The 18,174-nt window shown below is 64.6% G+C and carries 20 protein-coding genes; 10 read left to right on the top strand and 10 right to left on the bottom strand.

Features of this window, described 5'->3' with window-relative positions:
- Nucleotides 1-98: 98 nt before the first annotated feature.
- The 5 genes from BST12_RS30780 to BST12_RS10665 all read right to left on the bottom strand — a co-directional run bounded on the left by BST12_RS30780 (nt 99) and on the right by BST12_RS10665 (nt 5,133).
- Nucleotides 99-809 (bottom strand): hypothetical protein, encoded by a 711-nt coding sequence (locus BST12_RS30780; RefSeq protein WP_170062098.1) that lies wholly within the window; start codon nt 807-809, stop codon nt 99-101.
- Between the two features lie 2 nt (nt 810-811).
- Nucleotides 812-1,111 carry a hypothetical protein gene (locus BST12_RS10675; protein ID WP_245850226.1) on the bottom strand — a complete coding sequence of 100 codons (300 nt, stop codon included), beginning with the start codon at nt 1,109-1,111 and terminating at the stop codon, nt 812-814.
- A complete protein-coding gene (locus BST12_RS30775; protein ID WP_139801604.1) occupies nt 1,108-1,665 on the bottom strand; it encodes a hypothetical protein in 558 nt (185 codons plus the stop codon). The genes BST12_RS10675 and BST12_RS30775 overlap by 4 nt, the downstream gene beginning before the upstream one ends.
- Nucleotides 1,666-2,141: 476 nt before the next feature.
- Nucleotides 2,142-2,810: a hypothetical protein gene (locus BST12_RS30770; protein WP_139801603.1), complete on the bottom strand. Its 669-nt coding sequence runs from the start codon at nt 2,808-2,810 to the stop codon at nt 2,142-2,144.
- 25 nt (nt 2,811-2,835) lie between these two features.
- Complete coding sequence (locus tag BST12_RS10665; protein WP_245850223.1) at nt 2,836-5,133, bottom strand: TNT domain-containing protein; 2,298 nt, start codon at nt 5,131-5,133, stop codon at nt 2,836-2,838.
- On the opposite strand from BST12_RS10665, the gene BST12_RS34230 reads away from it, so the two are divergent.
- On the top strand, nt 5,132-5,266 hold the full coding sequence (locus BST12_RS34230; protein WP_264062231.1) for a hypothetical protein: 135 nt from the start codon (nt 5,132-5,134) through the stop codon (nt 5,264-5,266). The genes BST12_RS10665 and BST12_RS34230 overlap by 2 nt on opposite strands.
- Here the strand turns inward: BST12_RS34230 and BST12_RS10660 are convergent.
- Complete coding sequence (locus tag BST12_RS10660; protein WP_083113088.1) at nt 5,261-5,551, bottom strand: WXG100 family type VII secretion target; 291 nt, start codon at nt 5,549-5,551, stop codon at nt 5,261-5,263. The genes BST12_RS34230 and BST12_RS10660 overlap by 6 nt on opposite strands.
- Nucleotides 5,544-5,849 (bottom strand): WXG100 family type VII secretion target, encoded by a 306-nt coding sequence (locus BST12_RS10655; protein WP_083113087.1) that lies wholly within the window; start codon nt 5,847-5,849, stop codon nt 5,544-5,546. Before BST12_RS10655 ends, BST12_RS10660 begins: the two co-directional genes overlap by 8 nt.
- A gap of 69 nt (nt 5,850-5,918) precedes the next feature.
- On the opposite strand from BST12_RS10655, the gene BST12_RS10650 reads away from it, so the two are divergent.
- The 7 genes from BST12_RS10650 (at nt 5,919) to BST12_RS10620 (ending at nt 12,152) form a co-directional block, all read left to right on the top strand.
- Nucleotides 5,919-6,173, top strand: coding sequence for a glutaredoxin family protein (locus tag BST12_RS10650; protein WP_372510992.1), 255 nt, complete (start codon nt 5,919-5,921; stop codon nt 6,171-6,173).
- A gap of 84 nt (nt 6,174-6,257) precedes the next feature.
- Nucleotides 6,258-7,631 (top strand): glutamyl-tRNA reductase, encoded by a 1,374-nt coding sequence (locus BST12_RS10645; RefSeq protein ID WP_083113085.1) that lies wholly within the window; start codon nt 6,258-6,260, stop codon nt 7,629-7,631.
- A 13-nt stretch (nt 7,632-7,644) separates the two neighbouring features.
- Nucleotides 7,645-8,598 (top strand): hydroxymethylbilane synthase, encoded by a 954-nt coding sequence (gene hemC / locus BST12_RS10640; protein ID WP_083113084.1) that lies wholly within the window; start codon nt 7,645-7,647, stop codon nt 8,596-8,598.
- 18 nt (nt 8,599-8,616) lie between these two features.
- A complete protein-coding gene (locus BST12_RS10635; RefSeq protein ID WP_139801602.1) occupies nt 8,617-10,284 on the top strand; it encodes a bifunctional uroporphyrinogen-III C-methyltransferase/uroporphyrinogen-III synthase in 1,668 nt (555 codons plus the stop codon).
- A gap of 82 nt (nt 10,285-10,366) precedes the next feature.
- Nucleotides 10,367-11,359: a porphobilinogen synthase gene (hemB, locus tag BST12_RS10630; RefSeq protein ID WP_083113082.1), complete on the top strand. Its 993-nt coding sequence runs from the start codon at nt 10,367-10,369 to the stop codon at nt 11,357-11,359.
- Nucleotides 11,356-11,901 carry a DUF3093 domain-containing protein gene (locus BST12_RS10625; protein ID WP_083113081.1) on the top strand — a complete coding sequence of 182 codons (546 nt, stop codon included), beginning with the start codon at nt 11,356-11,358 and terminating at the stop codon, nt 11,899-11,901. The genes hemB and BST12_RS10625 overlap by 4 nt, the downstream gene beginning before the upstream one ends.
- Entirely contained in the window at nt 11,898-12,152 is a 255-nt protein-coding gene (locus tag BST12_RS10620) for a hypothetical protein (protein ID WP_083113079.1), read from the top strand. Before BST12_RS10625 ends, BST12_RS10620 begins: the two co-directional genes overlap by 4 nt.
- On the opposite strand, the gene BST12_RS10615 is transcribed toward BST12_RS10620, so the two are convergent.
- Nucleotides 12,136-12,558 (bottom strand): STAS domain-containing protein, encoded by a 423-nt coding sequence (locus BST12_RS10615; protein ID WP_245850221.1) that lies wholly within the window; start codon nt 12,556-12,558, stop codon nt 12,136-12,138. The genes BST12_RS10620 and BST12_RS10615 overlap by 17 nt on opposite strands.
- Nucleotides 12,559-12,844: 286 nt before the next feature.
- Between BST12_RS10615 and BST12_RS10610 the strand changes: the two genes are divergently transcribed.
- Together BST12_RS10610 and BST12_RS10605 are read left to right on the top strand one after the other, a co-directional pair.
- Entirely contained in the window at nt 12,845-14,092 is a 1,248-nt protein-coding gene (locus BST12_RS10610; RefSeq protein ID WP_139801601.1) for an acyltransferase family protein, read from the top strand.
- A gap of 108 nt (nt 14,093-14,200) precedes the next feature.
- Nucleotides 14,201-14,896, top strand: a complete 696-nt coding sequence (locus tag BST12_RS10605) for an Rv0518 family GDSL lipase (protein ID WP_083113177.1) — start codon at nt 14,201-14,203, stop codon at nt 14,894-14,896.
- A 246-nt stretch (nt 14,897-15,142) separates the two neighbouring features.
- On the opposite strand, the gene BST12_RS10600 is transcribed toward BST12_RS10605, so the two are convergent.
- Both BST12_RS10600 and BST12_RS10595 read right to left on the bottom strand, forming a co-directional pair.
- Nucleotides 15,143-17,290, bottom strand: a complete 2,148-nt coding sequence (locus tag BST12_RS10600) for an acyltransferase family protein (protein WP_083113075.1) — start codon at nt 17,288-17,290, stop codon at nt 15,143-15,145.
- 2 nt (nt 17,291-17,292) lie between these two features.
- Nucleotides 17,293-18,126, bottom strand: a complete 834-nt coding sequence (locus tag BST12_RS10595; protein ID WP_083113176.1) for an alpha/beta hydrolase — start codon at nt 18,124-18,126, stop codon at nt 17,293-17,295.
- Between the last annotated feature and the right edge of the window lie 48 nt (nt 18,127-18,174).

Genomic DNA, 18,174 nt, shown 5'->3' with positions numbered 1-18,174 from the left:
TCTCTTGCCAGGCGTACCACGATCGGACAATCCGATGCCAAGCGGGAGGAAAACCGCTTAAATCAATTGTGCAACTAACCATGTGCTGCTTAGCTTTGCTATTGCTTATCTGCCGGACTAGGTGGAATACCCAGTTGGTCGGCCCAGCGCGAAACCTGAGAAGTGATGCTCACTGGCATCCCGTTGAGCAACGAGGCGTTCAATTGCTGGAATGTCATTGTAAGGATCTGCAGGTACTTCTGTTTAGCCGAAAATGCGTAACAAAAAGACGCGGGAGCATTCAAACTGCTGTAACGTTTAAGGTATTTTTCAGCGAATTCTCGATCGGTATTGGGCCTGATTTGAAGCATATAATCGACCACTGTCTTATGGGCCAGCCTTATTACTAGCTGTGAATTTTGCCCACTGAGATCCCAAGATTTGACCAAGGGGTCAAGGTTAAGATCTAAACGCAGGCAGTTTCCGACATGGGCAATAATATATTTTCCGGCGGCGGAAACCTGCGAAAATACGGCCTCGATTTCTTCGGACCGCCGGCTCGCTCGTTCGTGTTTCAGTGATCGAAGCACGATGTAGTGGCCTTCTTGTGTAGGCTCGATAATCCAGGCCGTCCAATCGCCGAATTCTTTTGCTTTTGGCCACTCGGCCACCTGCGTCGCATATTCGGAACGGAAATATAGGCGGCCACTCTCCCAATCGGGTGGATCATCCGGCGCGTTCCCCGTAGATTGCGTTATCCGTCGCCAGAGCTCGTAATAGCGTATGACAGTCGCATACTCGAGTGGCGCTGGACAGTCGTCGGTGCCCAAGTTCAATTCAATCTCCTCCGATCATGCAATGCTGTCGTCGACTCGCCGCTCAAGCCGGATCGGACGTTATCGATATGAAGGCGATTCTGCGTGATCTTCCGGAGTTCATACTCGGTACCGGAAGTATCGTCCCAGAACTTCGGTGAGATCTCTGCCGCGCGGTCCTCGGCGAGTATCGCATTCACTTTCCGCTGAAATTCAGCAAACAGCTTTCGCGCGTTTGCCAATTCCGCTTCACCCGGCGGTGTGACACCTGCCTGTTCTGGTATAGAAAATCTCTTTTCAGCCATCTTCTCGCTCAATGAGATGAAATCTTTGAAGTGATGTCTTCGGGCATGCCATCCAGGAGCAAAGCATTTAACTCGTCATATGTTAGAGCAAGTATCTGCATGTCCCGAGCTTCGCGTGGAAATGCAAAGCCAAAGCGACTTGGATCATCTTGAATTGTATATTTTTGAAGTCCTTGCTGCGAAAAGGATTCCGGTCCGGCAGGTCGAAATCGGGTGAATTGATCTATCGCGTCTTTCGTGGGTTGCCTTACTTGGATACGCGGGTCCAATCCTGTAGCCATCCATTTTATGGCTAGCGTCTCTGGCCCAAGATACGAACGCAAGTAGTCTCCGATCTGCAGAATTACGTACTTACCAGCATCTGCGACAGACGCGAATACGGCCACCGCATTCTCTGACCGTTCAATGGCGCGCTCATGTCGCACGGAGCGGATTACCGTGTAGTAGCCCTCGACTGTGCGTTCGATTATCCACGCTGCCCAGTCGCCAAACTGTTTCCACTTCGGCCACTCCTTCAACTTTTCCGAGTAATCGATTCGGAGACGGTGGCCTTCGGAATCGATCAATCATTTCAATGATCGCCCCGCCCGTCTATGGATCTAATGTCTTGCTTACAATATAGAATTGCGTACGTGGCGGAAATAAAATTTCTTGCTCCGCCCAGCTCGGCGTCGATGTGCGCCGAACCCAAGTGCGCCAGCACCACCACCCGACCGTTGTCCTTGCGCGCGACCTGCACCGCGACCGCGCCCGAGGTCGTGCGCACCTTCCGCACGTGCGCCACGGCCCAAAACTACTCGCCTAGCCTAGTACCCCCAACACCGAAACCTCACCAAAGAACCCGCAGGTCACAGCCATGCGCTCTAAGCTACCGAGCGGTAATGTCCTAACTCAGGTCGGACAATCCGATGCCAAGCCGGAGGAAAATTGCTTAGATCAACTGCGTAGTCAACCATATGATGCCTCAAATCCATGCTGGGTCTGGTTTATTACTTATCCTGACCTTTGGTGGGACTAGCGGTTCGACCTGGGTAAAATTGTTCTAAGAGTAAATCTTCGACAGGATGCTTTCGGGAAAACCATCCATGAGTAATGCATTCAATTTTCCATATGAAAGGCTGAGCACCTGCATATCCAGCTCCGCGGAAGGGTATGCGAAAGCAAAATGGCTCGCGTCATCATCTAGCGAATATTGTTTGAGGTGTTGCACTGCGAAAGACTTCCGCGTGCCAGGCGAGATTTTGACGACATAATTGAGAGCTTCGTCTGCTGGCGTTGTGATTCGGATTCGTGGGTTTAACCCACTTGCTCTCCATTTTATGGGTAGTGTCTCGAGGTCGAGATACATACGGCAGGAATCTCCAACGCGGAGTATTACGTACTTTCCCGCGTCTGCAATCTTTGAGAATACGGCCACCACATCCTCTGATCGTTCAGACGCGCGTTCATGCCACAATGAGTGGACGACTTTGTAATAGCCTTCAGTTGTTGGTTCGATGATCCACGCTGCCCAATCTCCAAACTGCTTCCACCGCGGCCACTCGTTTGCCTGATCGGCATAACCGATGCGAAAATATAGACGGTTTCCCTCCCAATCGTGTTCATCATATGGTTGTTGGCCTGCCTTGCTGGCGATCTTACGCCATAAATTGTAATTTACGATTAATTCTGCCAGCTCATCTTCAAATTGATCTGCGGTGGTGATATTCAAAATTAGTTCCTTCCTGACGACAATTCTAATGTAGTCTACGCAGGTAACCGTGCTCGATAAGCGTGTCAATCAGGATGTTTTGTCCGGTCTTGATATTAACCGCGACCCATTGGGTGCCTCCACCCGGCTGATCAAACGCCACGCCAACTTTACCGTATCTTAATTCCCAGTCGTTCGGTAATTGTCTGCCCGTGCCTTGGAAGACATGATAATCACCAGTGGTTCCAGGTGCGAGAGCGCGTTGCGGATATGTATCCCCAACGCTGCCCATGAAGTCCCCCCGCTGGCCGCTGACCTCGCCGATTCTGTCCAACTTTAGTTCAGTCGAGATAGCGTCGGCGACGTCCCATTCGCCGTTGGCGAATCCGTTTTCAAGCGGCCACTTCCAGGTCCCTTTTGCGTGATCCCAATGGCTGTCAAGCATCTCCTGCTGAGTCATTCCTTTGTACGGACTGTTCAACGCTGTTTCAGCGATATCGCGCGGGCACCCGCGTTTTAGCAGATCGTCAACTAGCTGTTGGGGCGACTGTGCGAGCTCCAACTGCGCCAGGCGGTAAGGAGGCAGATCCGCTGGCGTGGTGTGTGGCCCGGATGGGTCATCGGCGGGAGGCTCGGCAGTTGAGCCGTCGCCATCGGGCGGCGATTCCGAAGTAGCTGGGTCGGTATCTCCGGGCGGGTGCGCCGTGCTCTCGGAGGGCGCCGCTGTTTCGAGTGGATGATGCTCCGCAGGCCCAGCTTCGGCGGGGCGAGCGAGCGCCGATTCGACGGGGTGGCCGTCCACGGGCACTGATGGTGCGGCTGACGCACGAGCAGAAAGCGGCGGGCCGGCTGCTGGCGGCGGGGTGGACGTAGGAATCGGCGCGGCGGGCTCATCGATAGCCGCCGGCACAGACTGTCCCGCGGCTGGTTGGCTCGGGTGCGGCGCGGATTCTGGCGGCGCAACCGCGGGCTTGGGCGACGCTGCGCTAGGAGCCTTTGCGGCGACCGGCGGCTTGGATTCTGCTGGACTGTGTGGCGGCGGCGCAACGGCTGGCGCAGGCTCCGGCTTACCAGCGGGAGCCGGGGCCTCGGATTTCGGGACTTTCGACTCAGGCGGGCGCTCAGCCGGTGGCGTACGGGGAGCGCCGACCTTCGGCTCCGGAAGCAGTTCCGATGGCGGCTTTCGCAAGCTCTCCGCGATTCGGCGAGACCTGTCGGCCAGTTTCGACACCGGACCGCCGGGCAGCAGCAGAGTTGCCAGATCGAGCTCGGTCTTCCCGAGCGCCTTAAACGGATCGGTCTTCCACTCGTCCCAGTGGGCGACCCCTTTACCCAACTGTTTCCAGGCCTCCGACACACCTGGACCGTGCTCGCCGCCCGCCCCGATTAGCGGCAATAACCCGCTCTCCACCTGCCCCAGCGATTTGAGGTAGCCGACTGGATCGAGAAGCGCCCGCGGCTGGCTGATCTCCGCGAGTCCCTTGACCACCCCGAAGGCCTCCTCGCCGATGCCCTCTAAGCGCTGTCCCAACCCGGTGAATGCAAGGCCCCACCCCTTGACGGCATAGCCGAACACCCTGCTTGCGGCCATGGCTGCCACTGGCACCACGGCCGCGATCTGGGCTCGCAGCGCGGCGGCTTCGGCGGCGAAGTGGTCGATTACCGTGAGGATGTCGTTGGCGATCCGCCGGATTTCGTCTTCGTCTTCGCCGGTCAGGACGTCCCACAATTCTTTGAACCCGGTCATCGGGTCGCAAATGCGCGCCAGTAAATCCAGGACCGCGGCGTGTACGGCGTCAACTCGGTCCGCGTAATTGGTGAGGTGGGCCGCCACCGACTGACACTGCTGCACGACTGCGGTGGTGCTCGCAAAAGCGTCGGAAACAGCAGCCTCGATGGCCGGGCCCTCAGGCATTTGCTGGCCGCGAATGACTTGTATCGGAGCGGCCGTGACCTCGAGTTCGGCGAGTGCAAACTCGGTGCCCGCCGCGGTCCATGCCGCGGCGGCGGCTCGTAGTCTTCCCGAATTGCCTGTGGGCCAAATCATTCCGATGTACGGCGCCACCCACCCCCAGCCCGGCGGCGGACCAATGGTCGTACCTACAGATGACGGCGCTTGGCCCGCAGATAAACCCGTCGTCAATGGCGGTGCCGGAAGGGGAGCGCCACGACCGCTGACATCGGACAGCGCTTCGGCCAGCGAGTAATTGTGCGCCGATACGCGCACGCCATCCCCGAGGCCGCACACTCCGTTGCGAGTCGTCACCATCGCCTCGACGAGCTTCGATGCGGACAGGTCGTAGCTGCGGCCCAACGCCGCGCCGACTGGATCGTCGCCGGCCATGCCCGCACAACCCGCAAGTGCCGCGGTCAAAGTCGAAACCACCGAACCCAAACTTTCACCGGCCGAAACCACCGCGGAGCCCGCGCCGTCCAGCGCCGCGGGGTCGACCGCTAACGGCGCCATCGGGTCATGACCACATCGCCAAATTCGTAGACATCGCGCCGGTGTAGTTGGCGTGCGCGGTCTCACCCGCTGCCCGCAACCGGCTCAACGCCGCGCGCATCATCTCCTCGCCGGCGACCCAGTGCCGGTGCGCTTCGGCATGGGCTGCGGCGGCTTCACCGGACCACGCCGCATGCAAATTGCTTACCAGCGAATCGATTTCGGTAATCATGCTCTCGGCGTGCCGGGTGAATTCGGCCATCTGCTGCACCGCGTCGGCCAACGCTTGGGGATCTACCCGAAACGCCTCAGACATCGCCAACTCCCCGCAAATCTTGCCGAGCGGCTGCCTCGTTCTGCTGGTAGCCGTTGCCGGCGCGGGCTAATGCCTCCGCGAGGATGGACAACCCCAGCTGGACCTCGCCGGCCCCGCGATGCCACAGCTCCCAGGCCGAGGCGTAGGCGCTGCCCGACGCGCCATCCCATCCGGCCAGCACTTCGCTGACGTCACGGTCGAGGTCGGTCAGCCGGTTTCGCAGGTCCTCGGCGGCACCGTGCAGCGCGTCGGAAAAGCCATGCATCACTTGCGGATCTACGCGCAACTCAGCAGCCACAGCGGCAACGTAATGGCGGCCCGGCACCGCCGCAATTCAGTCGGAATGAGAAATGCCACACTGGTGCCCATGAGCCGGCCGCAAGTGGAATTGCTGACGCGCGACGGGTGTGCGATTTGTCAGCGAGTACAAGCCCAGCTGGCTGAACTGGCCGCTGAGCTGGGCTTTGACCTGTCGGAAACCGACGTCGACGCAGCGGCGGCGGCGGGCAAGCCGGAAATTCGGGCCGAGTTCGGCGACCGGCTTCCGGTGATCCTGCTCAACGGCCGTGAGCACAGCTATTGGGAGGTCGACGAGGCTCGGCTGCGCGCGGATCTGGCCTGAACCGATATTTGGTAGGCCCGCTGACTACCGTCTACCGTAGATACCAGTTCACTCAAGCAAGGGAGCTGGCCAGGTGATGCTGCCGTGAGCATCCTGCTCTTCGGGGTTTCGCACCGTAGTGCGCCGGTCTCCGTGCTGGAACAACTCAGCATCGACGAGTCCGATCAGGTCAAGATTGTCGACCGGGTGCTGCAATCCCCACTGGTAACCGAGGCCATGGTGTTGTCGACGTGCAACCGCGTCGAGGTGTACGCCGTGGTGGACGCGTTCCACGGCGGGCTGGCGGTCATCGGACAGGTGTTGTCGGAATACTCCGGTCTGACCATGGGTGACCTCACCCAACACGCCTACGTCCGCTACAGCGAGGCGGCTGTCGAGCATCTGTTCGCGGTGGCCAGCGGTCTTGATTCGGCCGTCGTCGGCGAGCAGCAGGTGCTTGGACAGGTGCGCCGCGCCTACGCCAGCGCCGAGGCCAACCGCGCCGTAGGCCGGGTGCTGCACGAATTGGCGCAGCGAGCACTTTCCGTCGGCAAGCGGGTGCATTCGGAAACAGCCATCGACGCCGCCGGTGCCTCGGTGGTGTCCGTCGCCCTGGCAATGGCCGAGCGCAAGCTGGGCGGCCTGAGCGGCAAAACCGCGGTGATCGTCGGCGCAGGCGCAATGGGGGCCCTCTCGGCGGCACATTTGACCCGGGCCGGCATCGGACACGTCCACGTGCTGAACCGCTCGTTGTCCCGCGCCCAGCGGCTGGCGCGCAAGATCCGCGAATCCGGCACGGCCGCCGAGGCAAACACGCTGGACCGTTTGGCCGACGCCCTGGCCGATGCCGATGTGGTGGTCAGCTGCACCGGGGCGGTAAGCCCGGTGGTGTCACTGGCCGACGTGCACCACGCGCTGGCCGCCACACAGCGCAACGAAGCGACTCACCCACTGGTGATCTGCGACCTGGGCATGCCGCGCGACGTCGACCCGGCGGTTGCCGGGCTGCCCGGCGTCCGCGTGATCGACGTCGACCGGGTGCAACACGAACCCTCTGCCCACGCCGCGGCGGCCGACGTGGACGCCGCCCGTCACATCGTGGCCGCCGAAGTTGCCACCTACCTGGCGGGACAGCGGATGGCCGAGGTCACTCCGACCGTCACCGCACTTCGCCAGCGCGCCGCCGACGTGGTCGAGGCGGAATTGCTGCGGCTGGACAACCGGCTGCCCGGGCTGGAAAGCGCCCACCGCGAAGAGGTGGCCCGCACGGTGCGACGGGTGGTCGACAAGCTGCTGCACGCGCCCACGGTGCGGATCAAGCAACTCGCCAGTGCCCCCGGCGGCGACAGCTACGCTGAGGCGCTGCGTGAACTATTTGAATTGGACCAAACCGCCATCGACTCCGTAGCCGCCGTCGCCGCCGGCGATTTACCCGTCATAGCAAGCGGATTCGACAATCCCGAGCAGTCCGCCGAGTAACTGATTGGCCCATGTGATCCGGATAGGCACCCGGGGCAGCCTGCTTGCCACTACCCAGGCCGCGACCGTCAGAGACGCACTTATCGCCAACGGCCACCACGCGGAATTGGTGATCATCAGCACGGTGGGGGATCGCTCGTCGGCGCCCATCGCCGACCTCGGTGTGGGCGTCTTCACAACCGCCCTGCGCGAGGCCATCGAGGACGGCCGCGTCGATGCGGCTGTGCACTCGCACAAGGATTTGCCAACCGCCGCCGATCCGCGGTTCACGATTGCGGCCATACCGCCACGGAACGACCCCCGCGACGCGCTTGTTGCACGCGACGGGATGGTGCTCGGGGAGTTGCCGGCGGGTTCGCTGGTGGGAACATCCTCGCCGCGGCGGGCCGCACAGCTTAGGGCATTGGGTCTCGGTTTGGAAATCCGCCCCCTACGAGGCAACCTAGATACCAGGTTGAACAGGGTAAGCAGTGGTGATCTTGACGCCATCGTGGTGGCCCGGGCAGGTCTTGCCCGGCTGGGCCGCCTCGCGGACGTCACGGAGACGCTGGAGCCGGTGCAGATGTTGCCAGCACCGGCTCAAGGCGCGCTCGCGGTCGAATGCCGGGCCGGCGACACCGGCCTGGCGGCAGTGTTGGCGGAGTTGGACGACGCCGACACTCGCGCGGCAGTCACTGCGGAGCGAGCCCTGCTCGCCGAACTGGAGGCCGGTTGCTCGGCACCGGTGGGTGCGATCGCTGAAGTGGTCGAGTCCATCGATGAGGAGGGGCGGGTCTTTGAAGAGCTGTCGCTGCGCGGTTGCGTGGCGGCGCTGGACGGATCCGATGTGATCCGCGCGTCCGGTATCGGCACTTCCGGTCGGGCACGGGAGCTGGGGCTCTCCGTCGCCGCGGAACTGTTCGAACTGGGCGCCCGGGAGCTGATGCGGGGATCGCGACAAGACCCCGCTGCAGGAAGTGTCGAGTGAGACGTGGGAGCGACAATGATGACGCGAGGGCGTAAGCCGAGGCCGGGCCACATTACTTTCGTGGGTTCTGGTCCTGGCGACCCCGGTCTACTGACTACCCGGGCCGCCACGGTGCTGGCGAATGCTGCCTTAGTCTTTACCGACCCCGATGTGCCCGAGGCGGTCTTGGCGCTGATCGGCAAGGACCTGCCGCCGGTTTCCGGCCCGGCGCCCGCGGCGCCACCGGCCGGCAGCGGCGACGCGGCGGCCGGCACACCGGCTGACACCGAGACCGCCCCCGCGGTGGTGTCCGGTGGCCCCGACATCCGTCCGGCGCTGGGTGATCCCGCCGAGGTCGCCAAGACGCTGACCGCCGAGGCCCGATCCGGCGCCGACGTCGTGCGGCTGGTCGCCGGTGATCCGCTGTCGGTGGATGCGGTGATCACCGAGGTGAACGCCGTGGCGCGCAGCCACATGCACATCGAGATCGTTCCCGGCCTGGCCGCGACCAGCGCGGTGCCGACCTATGCGGGCTTGCCGCTGGGCTCGTCGCACACCGTCGCCGACGTCCGCGGGGAGGTGGATTGGGAGGCGCTGGCCGCCGCGCCCGGCCCGCTGATCCTGCAGGCCACCGCATCGCATCTGGCCGACGCGGCGCGCACCCTGATCGACCACGAGCTGGCCGAGACCACTCCGTGCGTGGTGACCGCGCAGGGCACCACCTGCCAGCAGCGTTCCGTCGAAACCACGCTGCAGGGACTGACCGACCCCGCCATCCTCAACAGCACCGATCCCACTCGGGAACCCCAGACCGGGTCACTGGTGGTGACCATCGGCAAGACGGTGGCCAGCCGCGCGAAGCTGAACTGGTGGGAGAGCCGGGCGCTGTACGGCTGGACCGTGCTGGTGCCGCGCACCAAGGACCAGGCCGGCGAGATGAGCGAGCGGCTGACGTCCTACGGCGCGCTGCCCATCGAGGTGCCGACCATCGCCGTCGAGCCGCCACGCAGCCCCGCGCAGATGGAACGCGCCGTCAAGGGCCTCGTTGACGGTCGTTTTCAATGGGTGGTGTTCACCTCGACCAACGCGGTGCGTGCGGTCTGGGAGAAGTTCGGCGAGTTCGGTCTGGACGCGCGTGCTTTCTCCGGCGTGAAGATCGCCTGTGTCGGAGAGTCGACGGCCGACCGGGTCCGCGCCTTCGGGATCAGCCCCGAGCTGGTGCCGTCCGGCGAGCAGTCCTCAATGGGCCTGCTCGACGAATTCCCGCCCTACGACAGCATTTTCGACCCGGTGAACCGAGTTCTGTTGCCCCGGGCCGACATTGCCACCGAGACGCTTGCCGAGGGATTGCGCGAGCGCGGCTGGGAGATCGAGGACGTCACCGCCTACCGGACCGTGCGGGCCGCCCCGCCGCCGGCGACCACCAGGGAGATGATCAAGACGGGTGGCTTCGACGCGGTGTGCTTCACCTCCAGCTCCACGGTGCGCAACCTGGTCGGTATCGCCGGAAAGCCGCACGCGCGCACCATCATTGCCTGCATTGGCCCCAAGACGGCAGAAACCGCCGCCGAGTTCGGCTTGCGGGTGGACGTTCAGCCCGAGACCGCGGCCGTGGGTCCGCTGGTTGACGCGCTGGCCGAGCACGCGGCCCGGCTGCGCGCCGAAGGCGCGCTGCCGCCGCCGCGCAAGAAGAGCCGCAGGCGCTAGTGGCCGCCGGACTGGCGAGCGTGCGTGTTTGTGCGCCGACACGCCGTCGGGGCTGGCATTCTGCGCACACTCGCGGCGACGAATGAGCGGGTACCCGCACCAGCGTCCGCGTCGGCTCCGCTCAACGCCGGCGATCCGCCGCTTGGTGGCCCAAACATCCTTGGAGCCAAGGCATTTGGTGTTGCCGATGTTCATTAGCGCTGAGGCCGACGGCCTCGATGAACCGCAGCCAATCGCATCCATGCCGGGCGTGGTGCAACATACCCGGGATTCGTTGCGCGCCGCAGCCGCAGACGCCGTGACCGCCGGGGTGGGCGGGTTGATGCTCTTCGGCGTGCCGCGTGAACAGGACAAGGATGCATACGGCTCGGCCGGCACCGACCCCGACGGCATTCTCAACGTCGCCCTGCGGGATCTGGCCAAGGATCTCGGTGATGCCACGGTGCTGATGGCCGACACCTGCCTGGACGAATTCACCGACCACGGGCACTGTGGCGTCGTCGACGTCCAGGGCCGCGTCGATAACGACACCACCCTGGCCCGGTACGTGGAACTGGCTGTGGCACAAGCGGAATCCGGCGCACACGTGGTGGGGCCCAGCGGCATGATGGACGGCCAGGTGGGCGCGATCCGCGGCGGACTGGACGCGGCCGGCCACACCGACGTGGTGATCCTGGCCTACGCCGCGAAGTTCGCCTCGGCGTTCTACGGGCCGTTTCGCGAGGCGGTGAGTTCCAGCCTGTCCGGGGACCGGCGTACCTACCAGCAGGAGCCGGGCAACCTTGGCGAAGCGCTGCGCGAGGTCGAGCTGGATCTGGACGAAGGTGCCGACATCATCATGGTCAAACCCGCACTGGGTTACCTGGATGTGGTTGCTGCCGCAGCAGATATCTCGACGGTGCCGGTGGCGGCCTACCAGGTTTCGGGGGAGTACGCGATGATCTGCGCCGCGGCGGCCAACAACTGGATCGACGAGCGGGCTGCCGCACTGGAATCATTGACCAGCATCCGGCGCGCCGGCGCCGATATCGTGCTGACCTACTGGGCCGCGGATGCGGCAAGCTGGCTTTCATGACGGAGGCTTCGATCAGGACCGAGCCGTTGTTCTATGAATCCGGCGCCAGCTGGTACTGGGTGCTGGCCGGCCCGCTGTCAGCGGTATCGCTGCTCTTCATCCAGAAAACCAGCGGTGCGCCGATATCGCTGTTGGTTCCGACGATCTTTCTAGTGCTGGTGTCCGCTTTCGTGGGAGTGCAGGTCAAGGCGGCCCGCATCCACACTTCGGTCGAACTGACCGAGGACGCGCTGCGCCAGGGCACCGAGACCATCCTGGTGCGCGAAATCGTCCGGGTGTATCCGGAACCGGAGAACAACCTGGCTTCGGGCAAAGAGCTGGCGAGATGGCAATCGGCGCGGGCGCTCGGCGAACTCATCGGAGTGCCGCGTGGACGGGTCGGCATCGGTCTCAGACTCAGCGGGGGCCGCACCGCGCAGGCGTGGGCGCGCAAGCATCGGCAACTGCGGGCCGTGCTGACTCCACTGATCGAAGAACGCGTCGGACCCGCGGCCGATATCGACGATGTGGACGATGACGACGAAAAGGAGTCACCGCTGTGATCGCGCGCTACCGGGGAGTGGTTGAGCTCTGCTTGGCCGTCGTCGCGCTGGTGGCAACTGGCTTCAGTTGGTTGCACACGCGTTCCACCGTGGCCGTTGCGCCGGTAGTCGACGGTCAGCCCGTCACCTGGTCGGTGGTTTATCACCCGCAGCTGCTGGTGCTGACCTTGTTACTGGCGACGATCGCGGGGATATTCGCCGTCGTCGGAGTCACCAGGCTGCGCCGGCAGGGCGCTAAGCCGTCTTCCTGATCAGCGGCAGCACCAGCTGACGGCGGCAGACGATCGCGTCGGCCAGGTTGTGCAGCGCCTCATGTACCGAGCGGGCAATCGGAACCTCGGCCCCGTCCTCGTCACGGCCGTCGCCGAGCACGTCCAGCACGGCCGGGCTCGGAACCAGGGTCCACTGCACCCCTGCGGCCCAGCAGTCCTCGTCGACCACGCCCAGCAGCGACATGCCAGCCGGAGAGAAGTGGCTTACGCCGGTCAGGTCGAGAACCAGCGGCTCGTCGCCCAGGACGAAACGCCGGACGTACTGGCCGACTCGATCGACATTCACGGCATCGATTTCGCCTCGGATCGTCACCACAGTGGCCAGGTGGCGGTAGTGAGCCCGAATCTGGGCGCCGCTGCAGTCGAAGGTGCCCAATCGATTCATGGGGTGCCTCATTCTGACGTTGGGGAGGCCGGCTCGACGCCGACCGAAGTCTGCCTCCAACGAAACCCAATAAATCTAAGGAGACCGACAGTCAGGTCTAACTCTTTGCTAAAGAAGTGAAGGTTGGGGCGCTGTAACGGCCGAACAATCCGGCGTGACGCGGCTTGGCGGGCCGGGCTGTTAGGCTGCCAGGGCTGCCGGGGTTGCCAGTCGGGGGGCTTGAGCACGGCGATATCGCCCGGTCAGCCGGACTGAACGGCGAAATGAAACAGCAGAGTCAGACGGAATGAGCACGGTGCGCACCGCAGGGATCAAGGGCGAGATCAAGGCACTGACGGGATTGCGCATCCTCGCAGCACTCTGGGTGGTGCTGTTTCACTTCCGGCCGATGCTGGCCGATGCGTCGCCCGACTTCCGGGAAAACCTCGCGCCGGTGCTCAACTGCGGCGCGCAGGGCGTCGACCTCTTCTTCATCCTCAGTGGTTTCGTGCTGACCTGGAACTACCTCGACCGGATGGGCCGGCATTGGTCGGTGCGCGAACACCTGCACTTTCTCTGGCTGCGGCTGGCCAGAGTGTGGCCGGTGTACCTGGTGACGTTGCACCTGGCCGCTCTGTTGGTGATCTTGACCCTGCACTTCGGTCATACGCCGCTGCCCGAGGCGGGCCGGCTCACCGCGATCAGCTATGTGCGCCAGGTTTTGCTGGTGCAGCTGTGGTTTCAGCCCTACTTCGATGACTCCAGTTGGGACGGACCGGCCTGGTCGATCAGTGCGGAGTGGTTGGCCTACCTGATGTTCGGCGGACTCGTGCTGGTGATTTTCCGAATGACCCATGCCACCCGGGCGCGGACGCTGATCTGGCTGGCGTTCGCGGCATCACTGCCGCCGGTGATGATGCTGTTGGCCAGTGGCCAGTTCTATACGCCGTGGAGCTGGCTGCCGCGAATTGTCACCCAGTTCATCGCGGGCGCGCTGGCCGCTGCCGCGGTGCGCAGATTGCGGCCGACCGATCGCATCCGCCGGGTTGCCGGGTATGTGTCCGTGCTGCTGATCGCCGCCATCGTCGGCATCCTCTACTGGTATGACGCGCATCCGATCACCGGAGTCATCGACAGCAGCGGGGTGGTCGACGTGCTGTTCGTTCCGGTGGTCCTGACTTTGGCGATCGGCGTGGGCAGCCTGCCGCGGCTGCTGTCGACGCGGGTGATGGTGTACGGCGGGCAGATCTCGTTCTGTCTGTACATGGTCCATGAGCTGGTGCACACGGCCTGGCGGTGGGCGGTGGTCAACTTCCGGCTCCAGCCGTGGCTGCCGGACAACCCGTGGCGATGGAATGTCTTCGGACTGCTCGCGATCGCCATTGTTTTGTCGATGCTGCTGTATCACTTCGTCGAAGAACCCGCCCGGCGCTGGATGCGCAGGATGGTCGACATCAGGCCGGCGAAGGCGCAGAGCGAACCCGAGGAGTCGGTGGGTGGCAAGCTGCACCAGGTCGACGGCCCACTGGACGGGGTTTCGGCGCGCGCGGTGTGATTGCCGTGCGCGCTGCGCGAATCGTGTTGTGTCCCATGTTCGCTGCGGTTTGCTCGTAAAATTCTGTTGATTGACACACGGCGATGCCCGTTCGCAGTGGAGGTAGTGGTGAGTCGTCTGGCCACGTTCGTCCTTGGCCTCACCGTGCTTGTCGCCGCGGCTCTGGGCAGCCCTGCCCACACGCCGCGGAAGCGGGCCTATCACCCGCTGAGCCTGGATTACCGGCTGAACCGGGTCGCGGTGATCGGCGACTCCTACACCACCGGCACCGATGAGGGCGGCCTGGGCCCGAACGCATGGACCGCGCTCGCCTGGCAGACGCTGGCCGCGCGTGGGGTGCGGATCGCAGCCGACGTGGCAGCCGAGGGCCGGGCGGGCTATGGCGTGCCCGGCGACCACGGCAGCGTCTTCGAGGATCTGACGGCCCGGGCGGTCAAACCCGGCGATGCGCTGGTGGTGTTCTTCGGTTCCCGCAATGACCAGGGCGTGGATCCCGCGCTGCTGGCTGAACGGGTGCGCAACACTTTCGGTTTGGCGCGCCGGTTGGCGCCGTCGGCGACGTTCCTGGTGATCGGTCCGCCGTGGCCAACGGCCGATGTGCCCGCTTGGGTACTGCAAATTCGCGACGTGCTCGGCGCCGGCGCGCGGACGGCCGGGGCTGCCTTCGTCGATCCGATCGTCGACCGGTGGTTTGTCGACAGGCCAGATCTGATCGGCTCAGACGGCGTGCACCCCACCGACGAGGGGCATGAGTATCTGGCGGACAAGATTGCGCCGATAATTCGCACGCAATTATTCAGGTGAGGTCAAAGGGCCTGCTGCACAAGGCATTTCGCGTAGCGCTTCAGTCCTCTGCGTGCCGCTCGTAATCCCAACGTTCAAGGCGCGCTTGCAATTGCATGAAACCAAGCCCGGCGAGTGGCGCGGCCGCCGTGAGGAAGGCCAACATCATCGGACTCATCTCTAACCTCCAAAACTCTTTCATTCCTAACACGTTCGGCGTCGCCCCGCGGTTCATTCGCAAATAAATTCACCTTGAAATCTCCCGGCTCATCCCGCTGACACAGCGCGATCGGCCAGCGCGCCGATGACGGGCGCAAGCAGTTGCGCGTACTCGGTCGTCAGGTGGTTGTCGTCGCGGAACACCAGGCTGTTACCGACGATCACCGGGCAGCGCTCGGCCGTGCAGAACAAGTCGGTCAGGTCCGCGTAGTGGCCGCCGCCGGCGGCGGTCGCGGCTTGCTCGGCGGCGATCCCGTCGCCGTTGACGGCAGCCGCCCGCGCCGGTGTACACGCGCCGGCGTCTTCCAAGTGGGCCGACAGGCAGGTGGGCACCGATGACTGCGGATCGGCGACCGGCCCCAAAACCAAAACCTTCGAACCCGTGCTGCGCAGCTGTGACACGGTGCGGGTCAGGGTATCCAGCCACGCCGCGTCATAGGAGGCGAAGCTGAAGTCGGCGCGGTAGCGACGGCTCATGCTCAACACCACCAGCTGAGGCCGCTCGGCCTGTAGCCGGGCCATGACCTGGCCGCGCCACTGCTCGCACTCGGTGTACCGGCGGCCCAGATACGGGCTGACGATCGGCAGATCCTGCAGCGGGCAGGTCACCTTGCCCAACGTTTCGAGGCGCCAGTGCCGCTGCTCGGCCACCTGCTGAAAAGCGGGTTCCCACATGGCGGCGTGCGAGTCGCCGACCAGGGCCACGGTGAACTGCGACGCGGTGTCGCCCTGCGCGCATTCGCTTTGTCCCACGTCGCGCCAGGACCGCAAGCAACCGTTGACGAAGGCGGCCGCCTTGTCGCCCGGGGCGACGGCCAGCGGCGGACTCAGGTTGGACGGCACCGCACGCAGGCCGACGGACGCAGCCACCGCGGCACGTGCCTGCGAGAAGGCGTTCTGCACCGCGGCTTCCTGTGGGCTGACGGCGGGACCCGCGGGAGGCAGCGCTGAGACATTGGAGATCTTGGCCTCCGGGGCGGCAACGCCGTGGCCCACCGGCGCGGGGACCAGCGTCAGCAGCAGGACGCAGGCACAGGCGGCCACAGCGCTGGCGGCACCGGCCACCGTCAGGCTGGCTCTGGCCGATCCGCGCAGCGCCGCGGCGAACCGGCCGGGATTTTCGACCAGGTACATGGTGATCACCGCGAGCCCGGCCGACACCGTCGTCGCGGCCAGCCGGCCCGGAAGGCCCGCGGGATCGCCCAGCAGCGGCGGCAACAGCAACAGCACCGGCCAGTGCCAGAGGTACCAGGAGTACGAAACCCGCCCGATCGCCCGCATCAGCGGCGGGCACAGCACGCGGCCGACCCCCAGGCCGCCGGTGACGCAACCGCTGCCGATCACCAGCGCGGTGCCCAGCACGGGCAGCAGCGCCGAGGTTCCGGGGTAGGGGGTGTGCGGGCCGAGTTGCGTGCAGGTCAGCAGGATCAGCACCAGACCGCCCCAACCGGCCACCGTCGCGGGCAGTAGCGGCAATCGCCGCCATTGCTGGATCGACAGCGCCACCAGGCCGCCGGCGCCCAGCTCCCAGGCTCGGGTGGGCAGCGAGAAGAACGCCCACGTGGGGGAGGTGCGGGTCCAGATCATCGCGGCCGCCAACGACGCGGCGGTGACGACCGTCAGCAGTGCGACGTACGGGGCGGTTCGGGCACTGCGGTTGATGCGGCGCATCAGCCAGGCCGTAGCGATGATCAGCGCCGGCCACACCAAATAGAACTGTTCCTCGACACCCAGTGACCAGTAGTGCTGGAACGGCGACGGCGGCTGGTCGGACATCAGGTAATCGGTGCCCTGGCCGACGAACCGGTAGTTGCCGACATACAGCGCGCTGGCGATGCCGTCCACCAGGACGCGCCGCGCCTGCAGCGGCGGCAGCACCAACGCGGCGGCGATGGCGGTCACCACCCCGACCGTGGCGGCAGCTGGCAGCAGCCGGCGGGCCCGGGCGGCGTAAAAGCGGCCCAGCGCAACGGTGTTGGTGGCGGTCACCTCTCGCCAGAGCAGTCCGGTGATGAGGAAGCCGGAGATGACGAAGAAGACGTCCACACCGATATAGCCGCCGCCGACGCCGGGGACGCCCGCGTGGTAGAGGACCACGGCTATGACCGCGATGGCGCGCAAGCCCTCGATGTCCGGGCGGAATGCGCCCCGCGCAACGCGCCGCTCCGCTGGGCGGGGCGGGCTTGCGGCATCCATGGTCAAGAGGCCATCCAGGCCAGTTCGCCGGGCAGTTGTTCGCGCCAGTAATCCACGTCGTGTCCGCCGGGGGAGAAGCTGCCCGCCGGCTTCTTTTTCAGCTGACTGACGAATTGGCTGCTGGAAAAGAAGAAGCGGTCGCCGATGCCGCAGTCGACCCGGATCGGAATCGAGTTCAGTACCGGCAGGCCGAACACGGTGTTGCGATTCCAGTCGTCGACACTGTCGAACGCGCCTGGCGCGGTGCCGATGTAGGTCATGTAGAGCGCCGGACTGATCGCGCAGATCCCGGCGGTGCGCGCCGGACCCAGCCGGGCACCGAGCAGTAGCGCGCCGTATCCGCCCATGGACCAGCCCATGAAACCGACGCGTGAGGTGTCCATGCCCATCGAGGACAGCATCGGCAGTAGCTCTTCGAGCACCATGGTTCCGGAGTCCTCGCCGTTGGACCGCCGGTGCCAGTAGCTGCTGGGGCCGCCGTCGACGCCTACCACGGCGAACGGCGGTTTGCCCTCGCGGCTCAGCTGAGCCAGCGCATCCTCGACACCGAGGTCGAGCATCATGTTGGCGTCGCCGTCCTTGCCGTGCAGGGCGATTACCGGGCGCAGCATCTTGGTCTGGCCCGGCGGCATGGCGATGACCCAGTTGGTCTTGATGCCGCCGCGCGCAGCGGAGACGAACGATCCGGTCAGCTTGGTGGGCAGGGTTTTACCCGCGGTCGGCGGTTCGAACGGGGCGGGACTGAGCGGTGCCGGCGTCGCATGTGGCCGGCCCGGGTTCAGCAGCGCGCTCAGCGCCCACACGCCTGCGGCTCCAACGCTGGCGCCGGCGCCCATCCGGAGCGCCTCGCGACGGGTCAACAGGTCGGCCACGACGGTCAATCA

This window comes from Mycobacterium angelicum (assembly GCF_002086155.1).
GTDB classification, from domain to species: domain Bacteria; phylum Actinomycetota; class Actinomycetes; order Mycobacteriales; family Mycobacteriaceae; genus Mycobacterium; species Mycobacterium angelicum.
The sequence above is the reverse complement of the archived record's forward strand: the minus strand, read 5'-3'. Positions and strand labels throughout refer to the sequence as shown.

Bases quoted from the DNA above. Each gene is read 5' to 3' on its own strand.
- BST12_RS34230 (WP_264062231.1), top strand. From the start codon at position 5,132: ATGCCCGCACAACCCGCAAGTGCCGCGGTCAAAGTCGAAACCACCGAA.
- BST12_RS10665 (WP_245850223.1), bottom strand. From the start codon at position 5,133: ATGGCCGGCGACGATCCAGTCGGCGCGGCGTTGGGCCGCAGCTACGAC.
- BST12_RS10660 (WP_083113088.1), bottom strand. From the start codon at position 5,551: ATGTCTGAGGCGTTTCGGGTAGATCCCCAAGCGTTGGCCGACGCGGTG.
- BST12_RS10650 (WP_372510992.1), top strand. From the start codon at position 5,919: ATGAGCCGGCCGCAAGTGGAATTGCTGACGCGCGACGGGTGTGCGATT.
- BST12_RS10635 (WP_139801602.1), top strand. From the start codon at position 8,617: ATGACGCGAGGGCGTAAGCCGAGGCCGGGCCACATTACTTTCGTGGGT.
- hemB (WP_083113082.1), top strand. From the start codon at position 10,367: ATGAGCGGGTACCCGCACCAGCGTCCGCGTCGGCTCCGCTCAACGCCG.
- BST12_RS10625 (WP_083113081.1), top strand. From the start codon at position 11,356: ATGACGGAGGCTTCGATCAGGACCGAGCCGTTGTTCTATGAATCCGGC.
- BST12_RS10615 (WP_245850221.1), bottom strand. From the start codon at position 12,558: ATGAATCGATTGGGCACCTTCGACTGCAGCGGCGCCCAGATTCGGGCT.
- BST12_RS10610 (WP_139801601.1), top strand. From the start codon at position 12,845: ATGAGCACGGTGCGCACCGCAGGGATCAAGGGCGAGATCAAGGCACTG.
- BST12_RS10600 (WP_083113075.1), bottom strand. From the start codon at position 17,290: ATGGATGCCGCAAGCCCGCCCCGCCCAGCGGAGCGGCGCGTTGCGCGG.
- BST12_RS10595 (WP_083113176.1), bottom strand. From the start codon at position 18,126: ATGGGCGCCGGCGCCAGCGTTGGAGCCGCAGGCGTGTGGGCGCTGAGC.